10 protein-coding genes are annotated in these 14,894 nt (G+C 66.9%); all 10 read right to left on the reverse strand.

The window, feature by feature from the left end; all coding sequences use genetic code 11:
* Positions 1-22: 22 nt before the first annotated feature.
* Entirely contained in the window at positions 23-913 is an 891-nt protein-coding gene (locus tag QMG86_RS24330; RefSeq protein WP_281874988.1) for an ESX secretion-associated protein EspG, read from the reverse strand.
* Positions 910-2,274 (reverse strand): PPE domain-containing protein, encoded by a 1,365-nt coding sequence (locus QMG86_RS24335; RefSeq protein ID WP_281874990.1) that lies wholly within the window; start codon positions 2,272-2,274, stop codon positions 910-912. Before QMG86_RS24335 ends, QMG86_RS24330 begins: the two co-directional genes overlap by 4 nt.
* A 30-nt stretch (positions 2,275-2,304) precedes the next feature.
* Positions 2,305-2,616 (reverse strand): hypothetical protein, encoded by a 312-nt coding sequence (locus QMG86_RS24340; protein ID WP_281874991.1) that lies wholly within the window; start codon positions 2,614-2,616, stop codon positions 2,305-2,307.
* A 369-nt stretch (positions 2,617-2,985) separates the two neighbouring features.
* Positions 2,986-3,303 carry a hypothetical protein gene (locus tag QMG86_RS24345; protein ID WP_281874992.1) on the reverse strand — a complete coding sequence of 106 codons (318 nt, stop codon included), beginning with the start codon at positions 3,301-3,303 and terminating at the stop codon, positions 2,986-2,988.
* Positions 3,304-3,346: 43 nt separating this feature from the next.
* The gene (locus QMG86_RS24350) at positions 3,347-3,655 is read right to left on the reverse strand and encodes a WXG100 family type VII secretion target (RefSeq protein ID WP_281874993.1); all 309 of its coding nucleotides are present in this window, start codon (positions 3,653-3,655) and stop codon (positions 3,347-3,349) included.
* Positions 3,656-4,108: 453 nt separating this feature from the next.
* Positions 4,109-8,116, reverse strand: a complete 4,008-nt coding sequence (gene eccCa, locus QMG86_RS24355; RefSeq protein WP_281874994.1) for a type VII secretion protein EccCa — start codon at positions 8,114-8,116, stop codon at positions 4,109-4,111.
* On the reverse strand, positions 8,113-9,666 hold the full coding sequence (gene eccB, locus QMG86_RS24360) for a type VII secretion protein EccB (protein ID WP_281874995.1): 1,554 nt from the start codon (positions 9,664-9,666) through the stop codon (positions 8,113-8,115). Before eccB ends, eccCa begins: the two co-directional genes overlap by 4 nt.
* Before the next feature lie 103 nt (positions 9,667-9,769).
* A complete protein-coding gene (gene eccA, locus QMG86_RS24365) occupies positions 9,770-11,530 on the reverse strand; it encodes a type VII secretion AAA-ATPase EccA (RefSeq protein WP_281874996.1) in 1,761 nt (586 codons plus the stop codon).
* A gap of 583 nt (positions 11,531-12,113) precedes the next feature.
* A complete protein-coding gene (locus tag QMG86_RS24370; protein WP_281874997.1) occupies positions 12,114-13,781 on the reverse strand; it encodes a WXG100-like domain-containing protein in 1,668 nt (555 codons plus the stop codon).
* A 24-nt stretch (positions 13,782-13,805) separates the two neighbouring features.
* Positions 13,806-14,756: a C40 family peptidase gene (locus QMG86_RS24375; RefSeq protein WP_281874999.1), complete on the reverse strand. Its 951-nt coding sequence runs from the start codon at positions 14,754-14,756 to the stop codon at positions 13,806-13,808.
* Between the last annotated feature and the right edge of the window lie 138 nt (positions 14,757-14,894).

The raw sequence follows: 14,894 nt of genomic DNA on the forward strand, positions 1-14,894 counted from the left end.
CTCGACAAACACGGTCCGACGTTCAGCTCGTTCTGCTGGTGTCGAACCAACTTCGACCGGGCAGCAGGTCGATCAGCGCCCCGATACCCGACCGCAAGGCCGCATCATCGCCCGGCGCATATCTCGCCCACTTCCGTCCGTCCATCGCGACGCTCGGCGTCACGATGAATCGCCCCGACAGCGTATCCACCACGTTCACGCTGGATACGGATTGCGCGGAGCTGCCGTCGTGGTGCTCGATGATCACCACTTCGGCTCGTCGGACCACCTCGTCCAGCACCCGGCTCAGCACCGCGGCGGCGTGCGGTTCCGCCCCGAGTTCTACCAGGGCGCGCCGCCGTTCGTCCTGGTCGTCGGGAATCTCGCCGAATTGCTCCACCGTCGCGGCGACCGGCTCGAACTGCAACACCGGCGCCGGACCGAGCGCGGCCAGGACGGCGGCGGGCAAGGTGTCGAGCTGGTCGTCCTGCTGGAATACCGACTGGATGACGACATGATCGTCGGAGCGCACCGCGAGTACATGGGTCTCGCCCGCGCGCACCAGTGACATCCGCAGCATTCCTTTCGGCTCGCCGTCCAAGCCGGTGTCCAGGATCCGTACCGCCATTTCCACGTCCGGCCGGTACAGGCACTGCAGCCAATGCTCGACGACCGGGTGCACGCGTCCGTCCTCGAGCACGCCCACTTCGGTGAGCTGCTCGGCGACCACGGCATATACCCGATCCCGATCCTCGATGCGGTAGATGTTCGGCAACAGCGCCAATACCGGCGGATAGGACTCGAAACCGACCAGATGCTGTAACAGCAGGGCGGCATCGACATTCAGGTCGATTGCGACCGGATCGTCTTCCACACCTTCCTCGAATGCATTGATCATCTCCTTCGACTGGATATCGACCTCGGTGCGCTTCACCGAGGACGTTCTGCGGAGGCGAGGACCGCTTCGTCTTCGTTGTCGTTTCGCTCGATAATGCCCACCGCCGGCACCGATTCGAGCATCGGCTCGTCTCGGCCGTCCCGGTCCTCGTACTCGATTACCCCGATGACGGGAGGTTGCTCGAGTACCGGGACATCCTGCGGTTCGCCCGGGACGAATACCTTCGACGACCTCTTCTCGTCGTCGCGGCGTCGTCGCATTCGAGCCTTGGGCGCGACCGCACCGCGCGGCGGTCCCTTCCGGGCCATCGGCCCGGATCCCGCTTGCTGCGGCATGGCGCCGAATGCCCGTCCGGCTCCTGGATTCCAGCTGGCGGGCAACCGGAAACCGGTCGCGGCGCCCGGCATCGATCCGAGGCCGCCGCGGGCCATATTGAGCGCGACGAGACTCCCGGCCCCACCACTCAACGCGGCCAACGTCGGCGAGCTCTGCGACGTGCCGTACAACCAGGACTGGTCCGTGGCTCCGTCTCCCATGCCGTTCATTCCCGAATCCCCGGACCAGCCATTGGCGTTCGGGTCCGGCGACAATTGCTCGGGATTGGTGGCGGGGTCCAGCGTATCCGCCGGCTGGGTCGGATCCGCAGGCTGAGTGGGATCCGTCGGCTGGGTCGTATCACTGGGTTGCGTGGTATCGCCGCCGGGTTTTTGATCGCCCGTCCCGGTGTTGTCCGATCCGGTCGACCCATCGCCCGTCGACGTGTTCGATATATCCGTCTGCTGGGTGAAGTCGCTACCGTTGTAGTCGGTCGGGTTGTCGTAGGACACGTTTTGCGTCTGCGGGCCCGGCCCTGGTCCGCCGGTCACAATCGGCGGCGCCTCGAGCGGTGGCGGCAATGCGGCCAGTGTGGGCACCAGCGCGTTGGCGTAAGCTCCCATCACACCTAGCGCAGCCCCTCTGAGCGCGAGCAACTCGGCTTCGGCTTCGAGTAGGGCCGCCCCGCTCAACGGCCCGAAGCCGCCGCCGAGCGCGATACCCTCTTGGACCCGGACCTGGGCGGCCTTGGCGGCGAGGACCGCCATGGCGGCCTTCGCCGCGGTGGAGATATCAGCCGCTCGGTCCAGCAACTGGCCGGTCGCCTCAGCCACTGCCGCCTGCTCACGCAACCATGCCGCATGTTTCCGGAACGCCGCCTGCGCCTGGTCGGCGGTGAGCGCTTGGAACGTCGCACTCATCTGGAGCATCGAACTGTCGGTGTTGGCCGCGGCGGCGTTCAATCGCGCGGCCATTGCCGTATAAACCTTGGCGGTCGCCCGCGTCGTGGCGACCCCATCGCCGGCGAGCACCGGGGCGATGATCCCCTCCGGCCCCAGCGCGCCGAGTACCACAGCAAGCATCTCGTCAGCTTTCGCTCGCGCTGTCCGCGTCTAGAACGCGGCTACTCTGCTGATCACCTGGGCATGGCCGATCACGTCGCCGGCTGCGAAAGCGGCACCTATCTCCGGTAGAGCGACCGCACCATCGGTGCCGAGGGCGATTCCGTTTGCCGTGGTGGGGAAGAACAACCCCGCCTGCTTGGCGCAGGCGACGGGGATGAGCGCGCTCACGTCATCGAGACCCGGCGGGGCCGGGACAGCGGCGGGAGCGGCCGCACCCAGCATCAGCATCAGATCCTCCGCGCTGACGCCCAGTTGCGAAGCGATAACCGGGAGATGATCCCAATCGACAGCGAGATGCATGGAAGTCTCCTAACGACCAGTACCCACTCTTGGCGAGTAGTACATCGACATCGAGCGGTGCAATCAGAACGTTAGGCTATTCCCAGAGATGGGGATGCGGCGCGGAACTCGTACTCGCCCTGCCGATCACCTCCCTCGGCGCCTGCAGAAGACACTTGGCACACGAGTGGACGCGTCACGTGACATGAGTCGTCCGCCCATACCGCCAACCGGCATCCCGGACATGCGATCGCCCTCGACGATGTTCGCGAACGAATTCGTCGAGGGCGATTGCATTCGATTTCCGACCGGCTGCGGCACCGGCACAACCCGAGCGCCGCGTCCGTGCTCGATCGACAATCCCCGGACCGGAGATGGCGATCTCGGCTACTACATAGCCCCGCCGGTTCCGATCTGCGAGAACCGCATCGCCTGACCCGTATCGACGACACGGAACTCACCGTCGATGCCGGACACGACCTTCGTGGCCGCCTTGAGATCGGTCAGTGCCGAGTTGTACTGTTCGATCAACTTCATGATGCGAACCTGCAGGGCATAGTTCTCACTACCGGCGTCACCCTGGAAGTTCTCCGCGAGCAGCTTGGCGAGCGCGTCCCGCTCGCCCGCGTCGATGGTCATGTCGCTGAGCACCTTGTCGGTCCGGATGACCAGGCCCTCAACCGCATCGTAATCATTCTTCAAAGCCATTTTTCGAAACCTTTCCCGGTTGCATTCTGGCGTGAACCGCGAATCAGAAATTCATGTTGTATTTGTTGACCTGCGCCGCGTTTTCTTGGTCTTTGCTATCGAAGTTCGCGCCGGCGGAATTCAGCACGTCGACGATCTCCATGAAGGTCTGGTGCAGCTTGCCGCCCTTGTCGAGAGCACCCTGCATGGCCGTCTGAATGGCGTTTCCGGTTGCGCCCTGAACGGCGGGCGCATACTCCATCTTGATGCCTTCGAGAATACCCAAGTGGTTTCGGAAGGTGTCGGCGTGCGTGAAGAACTTCTTCGCGGCTGCGGTGATCTCGGCCGGGTCGCCGGTGTATCCGGTTGCCATATCTATTCCTATCCTGTAGGCGTTTACCATGCCTCGGACGGATTCGCCGAGGACGTTGACAGCGTGTGTGCCGAAAGCGTCGATGCGCGACTCAGGCCATCGACCGCCTCGGCCACACCGATTACCGGGGGTTTCTCCAGTACCGGCACCTCCTGGGTTTCTCCGGGAACGACTGCCGCCGCCGGATCTCGGATTCCCGTCGTTTCGGTGACGTCCCGATGCGGGGCGGTAGCACCGTGCGGTCCGTAGCCTCCCGGCAGAACGGCGGCGCCCTCACCGACTTCCAATGGCGTCCGGAATGGGTCGGTCGCGGCCTCCCGCACGTCCGGCGGCGCGATGCCGAGATCCGGGAGTGCCATGGTGAGACTCCAATCGAGCGTGACTACCAGCTCGGATCGAGCGGCTGCTAAGGAAAACGGTAATTTATTCCCAACCTTGGGATGGGCGCCCAAGTCACATCTGCTGGGGCACCCAGGCCACCTGGACGAGATCTCGGCGAGAAGACATGGGCTCCACGAAGATTCCCCGGCCCGGCGGCTGCTTGGTGGGGCGCACATCGCCGATCAGGATGCCGTCGAGCTTCGAGCCGTCCATGATCAGACCCGAGGAATTGAGGTTTTTCATCTGGCCGATCACGTTGTCGTACAACGCCGTGTCCGCTTGGGCGATGTTGCGCGCCGCGATGACGTGCAAGCCGGTATCGCGACCGTCGACGATGATCTCCTTCAACGGTTCCAGCGGATTCATCCCGCCACGTTGCACCACCATGTGGTAGTCGTCGATCACGACGAAGACCTCGGGCCCGGACCACCAGGAGCGCTCCGCGAGCTGTCTGGGCGTCACGTTCTCCGGTGGGCGCCGCGAGCGCATCTTCTCCACCAGCGCCGGCAGCGCCTCCCGCACATCCCGCTCGCTGGTCACATGGCCGATGAGCATCTCCTGCGGCACCGTCTCCAAATGCCTGCGCCGGTAGTCGATCAGCAACACGCGCGCCTGCGACGGGTCGTACTGGCGTCGAATGGATTCCAGCAGTGCGGCCAGGGTGGTGGACTTCCCCGATCCCGTCGAGCCGAGCACGATGAAATGGGTCGACACACTGAAATCGATCGTCGCCGGGCTGAGATCGGATTCCCGGACGCCGAACGGCACGACCAGTCGCTGAGCGAGCGTTTGCGGCACCGGCCATCCGGCACGCACTTCGTCCATGCCCACCTGTGGCGGCAGCAATTTCACCTGCGGCGCACGCCTGCCCGGATAGCGCTGCGTGATCTCGGCGGCCGCGGCGGCGAGGCCCTCGGCGGCCGAATTCGGATCGCCCACCCCATCGATGCGAGGCAATGCCGTGAGCATGTGCAGGCCCTCGGTCGAGATACAGCGACCCGGCCGATTGGCGGGGATCGCCGCGACAACGTTCCGGTGGGTATTGAACGTCGTATCGGCCAGGTCACCCAGCCGCATCTCGACGCGGGTCTGCATCAGGTCCTTGATCGCGGGGCGAATCGCGATCCAGCGCGAACTGCTGACCACCAGGTGGATGCCGTAGTTCAAGCCCTGGAGGGCGATCGACTCCATCACCGGGGTGTATTCGTCGTAGTACGGACCGTTCGTACCGAACCCGACGTCCCATCCGTCGATGACCAGGAAGACGTCACCGTAGGGATCGCGATCCTGCCACGGCGGCGTGCCCCCGCCGTCGCGCAGCGTGCGGAACTTCCGGATCGAGTCGATGCCGAACTCGGTGAACATCGACTGCCTGCTCTCGAGCAGGTTCGTCACCAACGCGATCGTGCGCCGGATGCGGTCGCCGTCCCGAGCCGCGGCGACCGATCCCACGTGCGGGAGGTTCGTCAGCGCCGCCAAGCCGCCGCCGGAGAAGTCCAGGCAGTAGAACTGCACCTGTTCGGGGGTGTGGGTCAGCGCCGCCGACAGGATGAAGGACTGTAGCGCAGTCGATTTGCCGGACTGCGTACCGCCGACGATGGCCATGTGCCCGCCCGCGCCCGACATGTCGACCGACCAGACGTCCTGACGCTGCTGCCGTGGCTTGTCGACCAGCGCGACCGGCATCTGCAACGCTCCCTGCGGCACCGCGCGGATCATCCGCTCCAGGGTCGGCGGCGTAACCAGCGGCGGCAGCCACATCTTGTGGGCGGGCTGGCCGTGCCGAGCCAACTGCTGCAACACCGCTTCCATCACCGTGATCGACTCGCCGTCGGCGGCCTCGGGCGTCTCCTGCGCCACCATCGGCTCGACCACAGCGGGCCGGGTGTCGGCGATGTGGCCGGTGGTGAAGCGCTGCGGCGGCCGGTATCCGCCACCGGGTCGTCGCGCGCGCTGCGCGGAGGCCGCGGAGACCTGCGCGGGCGGAGTGTATTTCTCGCCCACATACGCGGCTTGGAAGCGCTGGAGGTCACCGGAGCCGACTCGCAGGTAACCAGACCCCGGCTTTTTCGGCAGGTGGTAGGCGTCCGCGGTACCGATCGCGTCACGTGAGTCACTGGTTTGGTTGGTTCGCAGGGCAACTCGGTAGGAGAGGTGCGCTTCCAACTCGCCCATGCGGTTGGCGGGTACCTTCTGCGACGCGAGCAGCAGGTGGATGCGCAGTGATCGGCCCAACCGGCCGATGGCCACGAAGAGCTTCGAAAAGTTCGGATGCTGCTCGAGCAGTTCGGCGAACTCGTCCAGGATGATCAGCAGTGTCGGCAGCGGTCGCAGGTCCGCGCCCTGCTCCCGGGCACGCTCGTAATCGGCGACGCTGGCGAAATTGCCCGCGTCGCGCAGAATTCGCTGCCGCCGCGCCATTTCACCGTTGATGACGTCTTCCATACGGGTGACCAGGTCGGCTTCCTCTTCCATGTTCGTCACGATGGCCGTCACATGCGACAGCCGTTCGAAACCGAGGAAGGTCGCGCCACCTTTGAAGTCGACGAGCAGCAGGTTCAAGACATCCGGCGAATGGGTCGCCACCGCGGAGAGCACCAGCGTGCGCAGGAATTCCGATTTACCCGATCCGGTCGCGCCGATGCACATGCCGTGCGGGCCCATGCCTTCTTCGGCCGATTCCTTGATGTCGAGATAGACGAGGCTACCGGCCGGATCGTGTCCGAACGGAATATTCAACCGAGCCCGATCCTCGTCGCGCCGCCGGACCCACACCTGCTCGACGCGGATGTTGCCGGGGTCGGCGATGCCGACCATCTCCTCCCACGACGTCCCACCGCTGGCCTGCTCGGCGGCCACCGCTTCGACCACCGTGGACAACCGGTACGGCGAGAGGCTGCGCGCCATCGCCGTCATCGCCGCCGTGGACAGCGAGTCGGCCACGCCGACCCGACGCAGCCCGCGCACGGTCACCTCGTTCAGCGATCCGTCCTCGGACACGGCGAAACGCAGCGCGCGCGGCAGATTCTGCTCCGTGGCCCCCAGCCGTAGCCACGTGCAACCATCGATGCCGGAGATGTCACGGTCGCTCGCGGGCCCGGCCACGTCGACGATCAGCAAGTAGTGCGTGCGGTCCAGGGTGGGCTGCGAATTGGCGGAGAACGGACCGCGATTGAGCCCGGCGAGCACCTTGGTGCGGAGCTCCGCGACGGTGCGGTACACCATCCGGCTGGAGCCGATCGCGTCGTTGTCGCTGGGATGCTGGCTGTGCGGCAACCACTTCAGCCAGGACCATTCCGGCGCGTCCGGGTCCGACAGCACCGCGGCGACCGCCACCTGGTCCGGTCCGTGCAGCACCGCCACCTCGGCGATCATCGCACGGACCAACCCGGCCACGAGTTCCGGATCGCCGTCGATGCCGACTTGCGGCGCCGACAGCAGATTGATCGCGACCGGCATTCCGCCGACCGTGGAATAGGCCTTGGCGAAGCGAGTCAGCTCGACGACGCCGACCGGGTCCAGATCGGAGGTGGGCGCGGCTTCCGGAACGATCACGCGCACCTGGTTGGCGATGCGCCCGCGACCGACCCGCACGCGCAGGAACTGCGGGCTCGCGACCTGCACCTCCCACATCCGCTTGCCGCCGATCAGCCGGGCGATCTCGTCCGGGCCGGGATGGGTGTAGCGCAGGAAGGCATGGAGTTCGGCTTCCGCCGCGTGCACCGTCTTGCGGTTGTCGGTGATGCTGCGCAGGTAATCCTTGCGTTCCTCGTTCAGGCCGGCCGCGCCGCCGCTGGAGTTGCCCGCGAACGCGCCGCCCATCATGCCGAACATCGACACCAGCATCATGGCGGGGAACATGAGCATCATCGGGTTCATGGCTCCGCCGCCGCGGAACATCATGACCATCATGCCGCACATGGCGGCGACCATGACCACGGGCATGATCATCCGCATCCGCGACGGCGGGACCGGCTTGGGCAGCTCGGTCGGTGGTTGCAGCCGCAGCTCGGTCACCGCGGGGGCCTTGGGGCCGCGCACCATCCGGGCGGGTCGTACGAACCGGCGAGTCGTGGTCACTGCGTACCACCGAGCCCGGCGACGATCTTGTTGTTCGGGATTCCGTCGTGTTGGATGCGAGCTTCCTTCTGGGACAGGGCGGGCCCGACCGCGAACAGCGAGATGATGCTCCACGGCGCGGGAACCGGTGTACGCATCCCGAGCGCGGTCAGGGTGGGATCGGTGCCCCCGCCGTTCGGATCGGTGATGATGCCGTAGCGCACCCCGCTGTCGGAGACCCAGTAGAGCGATTCGCGCAGCGGCGATCCCGGTTCGGCGCCGGTCACCTGCACGAAACGCCCGGTGTCCCTCGGCAGGTACGCCGCGTCCGCGGTGGTGCCGCGCGAAGCGGAGGAGGTCACCAGATCGACCGCGCGGCCCTGCTCGTCCTGCGTGAGCGGCAACTGCCTGCCCACCAGCAGTTCGGTGGTCGCGTTCGGATCGTTCCCGGAGCGCGACCAGTGCAAGCAGGTGACGCCGGACCGTTCCGGGTCGACCAGGCGAATGGGACGGGTCGGGTAGGTCGCGGTGCCGGGCCACTGTCCAGGGCGTAGATTCGCCGCGATCACGTTGGGTCCTACGGTGCGAGTGGTCACCGAGCCTTGGGCGTCCGCATTGCGGACCATCGCCGCCAGCACCGAACTGATCCGCACCAGCCCGGACTGGGAGACGAGGTAGTACGAGACGCCCTGATCCGGTGTCGACACGGTGACCACCGACCCGACCGGTGTGGTGAAGCCGTTGTTGAGCGAGATGGTCTCGCCCTTGCCCGGCACGTCGGGGACCCGGAGCGGCGGCGCTTCGGGAATCGCGTTGACCAAGCCCTTGGAGGCCGCCATCACCGGAGCGGTCGAGTCGATGCCGAGCGCCATGGCCACCGCGGTGTTCGCGAGATCGATCGCGGCGCGCACCACACCTTTCTCGGCGTCCGCGTACACCAGCCAGGTCGTGGTGTCGTCGCGTAGCAGGCGGGCCTCGCCGTCACCCAGCGGGCGGTTGGCGTCGCCGTCGATGGTGAGCGGGCCGCCGATCGCCGTCGTCCGCACCGCGGAGCGACTCACGGTCGGCAGACCGGTCGCCGGGTTCACCGGCGCCGCCGCACCCGTGCGCGCCGTATCGCACACCGTCCACGAGGAATCCTTCTCGTTGTTGTCGACGATGCTGCCGGGCGCACCGGGAATGCCGACCCACGGCCCACGCGGATATTTCGACAGCTCGTCCCGGGACACCTGCACCGGATTGTCGGGGGAACCGACGATGAGCCGAGCCGACGTCAGGTTCAGCGCGGGGAACAGCCGGTTGTTCAGGCGCACGAACAGCGCCCCGGTGTCCTTCTCCGCGACGATCTTCGAATCTCCCACTTTCTTGGCGGGTTTGAAGAACGCCAGCACGGCGGCGCCCGCGATGATCACGCAGGCGAGCGCGATGCCGATGGACAGCGCGGTCGAACGACCGCGCTGTGGGTCATCGATCATCGACGCGTCTCGGCGGACCAGCGCGTGCTCGATCCGTCGCAGCAGAAAACGCCAGCCGGAAATCTGGTGTTTGGTCACAACCCGGAAGCGCGCCACCGGTTCTCGTTCCTTCCGCCGCCCTCACCAAACCGTAACCAGCGGTCACAGCATGAATACGACCGCTATTCCCAGCACCGGGGATAGCGGACCAGCGGACGCCTCACACCCGCGTGCTCGGCGCCAAACCCTCCAGCGCCGCGGTGACGTCGAACGCGTCGATCGTCATGAGCTCCTCGTCGCTCATCGCGGCGATATCGGCGTTCTCCCTGGTGAAGCGATAATCACGCTCGGCTTCGGCGGCCTCGACCACGTTGCGCACGAAACGGCCGTTGCCGGCCAGATCGATCAGCCGCCTGCCGTTCTTGGTCTGTCCCGCCAGCTCCTCGCACCTCAGGCGCAACACCTCCCGCGCCTGCTCGGACAGGATCGAGTCCTTCTTCCGCGCGATGTGTTCGGCGATCTGCACCAGTTCGTCGGCGTCGTAACTGGCGAAACGGATGCGCTTGGTGAAACGGGAGGCGAGGCCGTCGTTGGACGCCAGGAACCGGTCGATCTGGTCCTCGTATCCCGCGATGATCACGACGAGCTTGTCGCGATCGTTCTCCATGCGAGCCAGCAGCGTGTCGACCGCCTCCTTGCCGAACGCGTCCCCGCCGGAAAGGCCTTCCTGGATCAGCGTGTACGCCTCGTCGATGAACAGCACCCCGCCGAGCGCCGAGTCGATCAGCGCGTTGGTCTTGGGCGCCGTATGGCCCAGGTGGGTGCCGACCATGTCGTTGCGGGAGACCTCGATGACCTCGGCGTTCTCCACGACACCCAGGCCGGCGAAGATCTTGGCGATCACCCGGGCGATGGTCGTCTTACCGGTGCCGGGCGGGCCGGAGAAGATCAGGTGCTGCGACTTCGAATCCACGGCGAGCCCGCGCTTGGCGCGCACCTGGTCCATCAGCACGCCGGACTTGAGCCGGTCGACCTGCTCCTTGACCGAATCCATGCCGATCTGCGCCTGCAGCAGATCGGAGGCTTCCGCGAGGAGACTCTCGCGCTCCGCGCGCGCCGCGCTGGCAGCCGCCTCGCGCGGATCGTCGCCCGTCTTGGGATCCCACCTGTTCGTCCGGGAGGCGATGAGTTCCGCGGTGACGACCTCGAATCGGTACGCTTTATCGCGCACCGCGCGCTGCCATTCCTCGCGGTCCGGCCAGAGGGCCGAGCCCTGCAGCCCTTTGAGAACCTTGTCGGCGGCGTCGTGATCACCGTTGTGCCGCATCAGCATGCCGAGCAGGAAGTGCGCATCGGCCCAGATGTAGGACAGACTGCCCGAGGAGCTGTCCTCCACGATTCGCTGCGCGCGCGGCATGGCTTCGCCGAAGCGGCCCAGGTGCGCCAGCGACTGCGCGGTCATCAGCTCCGCGGCGATGTCCAGCAGGCCGTCCTCCAGCACCGGCCGCGCGTTGCGCAACGCGAGCACCTCCGGCCATTGCTTCGTCCGGAAATACAGCGACATGCGCACGAAATCGGAGACGTCGTCGCGCGGGACCTCGTCGAGTATCGCCGCGGCTTCCTGCCACTCACCGCCTTCGGCGTACGAGCACGCCTGTGCGATGGCGATCTGATCGCGATCGGCCATCGCGACGCGCAGGCCGTACATGCCGATCTCGACCTGGCACCACAGGGCCCGGTCGACCAGACCCGCCCGCTGCTGGTCGCGGTAGAGGTTGTGCACCGAGCGGTAGGCGCCGTAGATCACCTCCGAGGTGACCTCCCCGGCCATGGCACGCCCGAGCCAGGCATCGCACATGTCCGGGTCGAGATCGGTGGCAGCCCGAAACGCCGCCGCCGCGTGCTGGTCGTTGCGCACGCCACCCGCGACCAACCCAAGATTCTGAACACCCGTGTAGAACGCGTCCTCGGCCGCTGACACTCGGACTTCCCTTCCGCCGATCTAGCCTGCTCGAACGATAGATTCCGGGGGTCACACCCAGGACTCGGTCACTTCCCATCCATGGGAAGCAATCGGGGCGGGCATCACGGCCGACCGACATGCCAATTTTGAACGTGCCGTCAGTTAACGGTATGTTCACCTCGGGGTCGGCAATCATCCGCCTGCAGACGGCCCCTTCGGCGGCGGCTGGCCAGCCGCGATCCGGTCCACCAGCCGCCGCGCAGCAGGCCGGAGCCCGAACGAAAATTTCTTGCCGCTATTTAGGTGCACGCTATTGAACGTTCCGACAGAAGAGGGTACTGTCTGAACACAGATCGTCAGTCCCTCATCCTGACGATCTGAACCCAATAAGCAACGGCCGGTGGCACCGGCAGGCCACCGGCCGTTGTGGGGGGAAGGACACCCCGGGCGGTAGCGTGTTCTTCTACGTCTACCACTCCGGCCACCTCCACTCCGCAACCCATTCCCGCGCTTGGGAATGGGTTTTCTTGTCGGAGTTCCTTTTTCGGTCGATGGCCCGTGACCCGCGCGCGAGGGCGGCAGGGTCCGTTCCGATCGCCCGTCAGCCGTGCGAAGGCGGCGAATCCGTGCGATCGGATGCCGGAGCCGTCACCCGCGCCGGCGCGGGTGACGCGTCGGCGAGACCGGTGCTGTTCGCTTCGGACTCCTTCTCCCGGACCAACCGCAGTGGCGGCCGCGTCGCCGGAGCGTGCACCACGGCCGGGACATCCCGGGTACGACGAGTTTTGGTCCACGGAGTGACCGCGGGCCTGCGCGCTTTCGACGTGGCCTTCGCCGGACGCTCGGACTTCGGTGGCGCGGGGTCCGGCCTGCCCGGCTGCGGCACGGCTCGGCCCCACGGGGTGGACGCCGCGCCCGGACTCTGCCGCGCAGGAGGCGGCACTCCCAGCGAATCTCCCAGGTCTGGGCCCGCCACTGCGGGCACGTCCGCTGCCCGCACACGGTCAGCGGGTCCAGCCGCTTCGGACGACCAGCCGGACCGGTGAGCCTCGGAGTCGACGACCTGCCGCGCCGCAACCTCGGACGCCGCGCCGCGGGCAGCGACCGGTCCGGCATCCGCTCCAGCGTGCGCGGACAGCGCGGATGGGCGCTCGACTCCTGCCGGTCGGTCCGCCGCGTTCACGTCCACACCGTTCGGTACGGGCCCCACTGCCGCAGTCCTTTTCGCGGACTCCCAGACAGACTCGCGAGGTTCGGACCCAGCCGGCGAGGGAGATCGCTCGCCGGTCGGGACCGGCGTACCTGCGCCGGCGGGGAATCCGTTTCGATCCACCGGCCGTTCCGCGGCGCCGGCCGCGTTCGGGGCATCGCGCAGCCCGACCGGGACGCGCGCGTCTTTTGGGGGTCCTTCGAGACCGGTGTTCGCCGCCGATGCGTTCGGACCGAAGGGCGGCACCGGCTGTTCGCCGCGCTGGAACGGATTTTCGCGCTCTCGCACGGCGGGACCATGCGGAGCGTTCGCGTCCGTCGCGGTGGGCGGCGCCGCGTCGAACGGTGTCGATGTCGTGAAATCGAGTGTCGAGACGTTCTCGGCGAATGTCGCCGCGTGCCGCATGATGTCGTCGGCGTGATCGTCGAGCACCTTCGCGAAGTGCTGCACCGCGTCGGGATCGATGCGCAGCGGCGCCGGCCGGCCCGACGACGGGATGTCGAGCGCGTCCCGGGTCGCGTCGTAGACGATCCCCTTGACCATGTCGTCGATGGCCTTTTCGAGCGGTTCGATCGCCTTGCCGATGACTTCGGCGACGATGTAGCCGATCAGATACTGCGCCATCTCCTCGCACAGCCTGCGAGCCGCCGCGGCGACCAGCGGCGCGGAGGGCGCCAGCGGCGGCGTGATCATCATCGAGGCATAGGCCGCGGCCAAGGCGGCGAGTTCGGCCAGCACGGCGACCTTCACCACAGTGATCACCGTCGCCGCGGCGTCGAGCGCTTGCCCCACGATCTTGCACGCGCTGTCGAGTTGCTGCATGTGGCTGGCGCTCATGCCCGCCCAGGTGGCGACCAGTTGCTGATAGGACTCACCCGAGTAGAAGGCGCCCATCTGATCGATCACGCCGGTCGCCGAGTCGTGCGTGTCCCGCACTTGGGCGGCGAAGGTGCGCACATGCCCGGCGAGGGCGCGGACATCGTCCTCGTTGATATCCGGGTAGGGGATGCCGCAGATGTTGAGAAACAGCGCGACCTCGCTGGGGATGTTTATGGCCACGCGATCCTCCCCCTGGTCACCGCGTCACAGCACCCGCACGACGACGGAGTTGCTGTCCATGCGCGACCACTTCACCGTCGAACCAGTGTAGGGCGCCTCGATGACCATGCCGTTGCCCGCGGCCAGCTGCACGTGCTCCGGCCCTCTGGTGCTGAAGGAGGAGCCTGGAAACACCAGGTCGCCGGGACGTACGTCGTCGGGGTGCACCCGGACCCCGCTGTAGATCTGCTCGTATGTGGTCCGGGGCAGCACCACTTCGCCGTTGCTCGCCTGGGCGATGGCGTACTGCGTGAGACCCGAGCAGTCGAATCCGCCGCCGCTCGGACCGCCCGCGCCGCCACCGCCCCACACGTAGGGGGTGCCGAGCCAGTTGCTCGCGGCCAGCACCGCGTTGCCGCCCCTGGTCCCGTCCGAGCGCACGGCGCTCTTGCGGCGCAGCCGGGACGAGGAGCTGGACCTGGAGCGCGTCCGTCGCCGCCTGCGTGGCGCCGTACCGTGCCTGGCCTGCCGGGTCGCCGGCGTCGCGGGCGGCATGATCTGCGCGGCCTGCTGCCGTGCGGCGGCGACATCGGCGTCGACCTGTTTGGTGGCATTCGAGATGGTGGTCTGTGCGGCATCCAGCAGCGCGGGCCCGCTGAAGCGGGTGTCGGCCACCGAAGCGATCGCCTGTATCCGGCTCTGGAAATCCGCGATGTGGTTGTTCAGACGACCGCGGCCGTTGACCGTTCCATCACCGGACTCGCCCACGGCTTTGCCGACGATGCTGTCCTTGCCCGCATGGGATTCCGCGATCGACATCTGCATGCCGTGCGCCTCGCCGTACCGTTGTAGCGCCACCGCCCCGGACTGGGGACGCAGATCGGCGGCGAGAGCCTGGGTGGTGGTCGCCGCCTGGCCGGCGGGCTGGCCGTCGCCGTACAGCGCGAGCAGCGATCGGAGTACTCCGTCCAGGTCGTTCGTCAGTGCCGGTGCCATTCGACCGACTCGCCATCGCTCATCACCGACCGCCTCTCACACTCTCCAGCTATTGTGTCGCCCGAACCGAATCGGTCGTATTCCCATCCGTGGGTGGGTAATCGAACTATGCGCCACTTCCCATAATCGGGAAGCCGA

It is taken from the genome of Nocardia sputorum, assembly GCF_027924405.1.
GTDB classification, from domain to species: Bacteria; Actinomycetota; Actinomycetes; order Mycobacteriales; family Mycobacteriaceae; genus Nocardia; species Nocardia sputorum.

What these genes read in the sequence shown, in the direction of transcription:
- QMG86_RS24335 (WP_281874990.1), bottom strand. Translation starts at nt 2,274, where the DNA reads ATGCTTGCTGTGGTACTCGGCGCGCTGGGGCCGGAGGGGATCATCGCC.
- QMG86_RS24340 (WP_281874991.1), bottom strand. Translation starts at nt 2,616, where the DNA reads ATGCATCTCGCTGTCGATTGGGATCATCTCCCGGTTATCGCTTCGCAA.
- QMG86_RS24345 (WP_281874992.1), bottom strand. Translation starts at nt 3,303, where the DNA reads ATGGCTTTGAAGAATGATTACGATGCGGTTGAGGGCCTGGTCATCCGG.
- QMG86_RS24350 (WP_281874993.1), bottom strand. Translation starts at nt 3,655, where the DNA reads ATGGCAACCGGATACACCGGCGACCCGGCCGAGATCACCGCAGCCGCG.
- QMG86_RS24375 (WP_281874999.1), bottom strand. Translation starts at nt 14,756, where the DNA reads ATGGCACCGGCACTGACGAACGACCTGGACGGAGTACTCCGATCGCTG.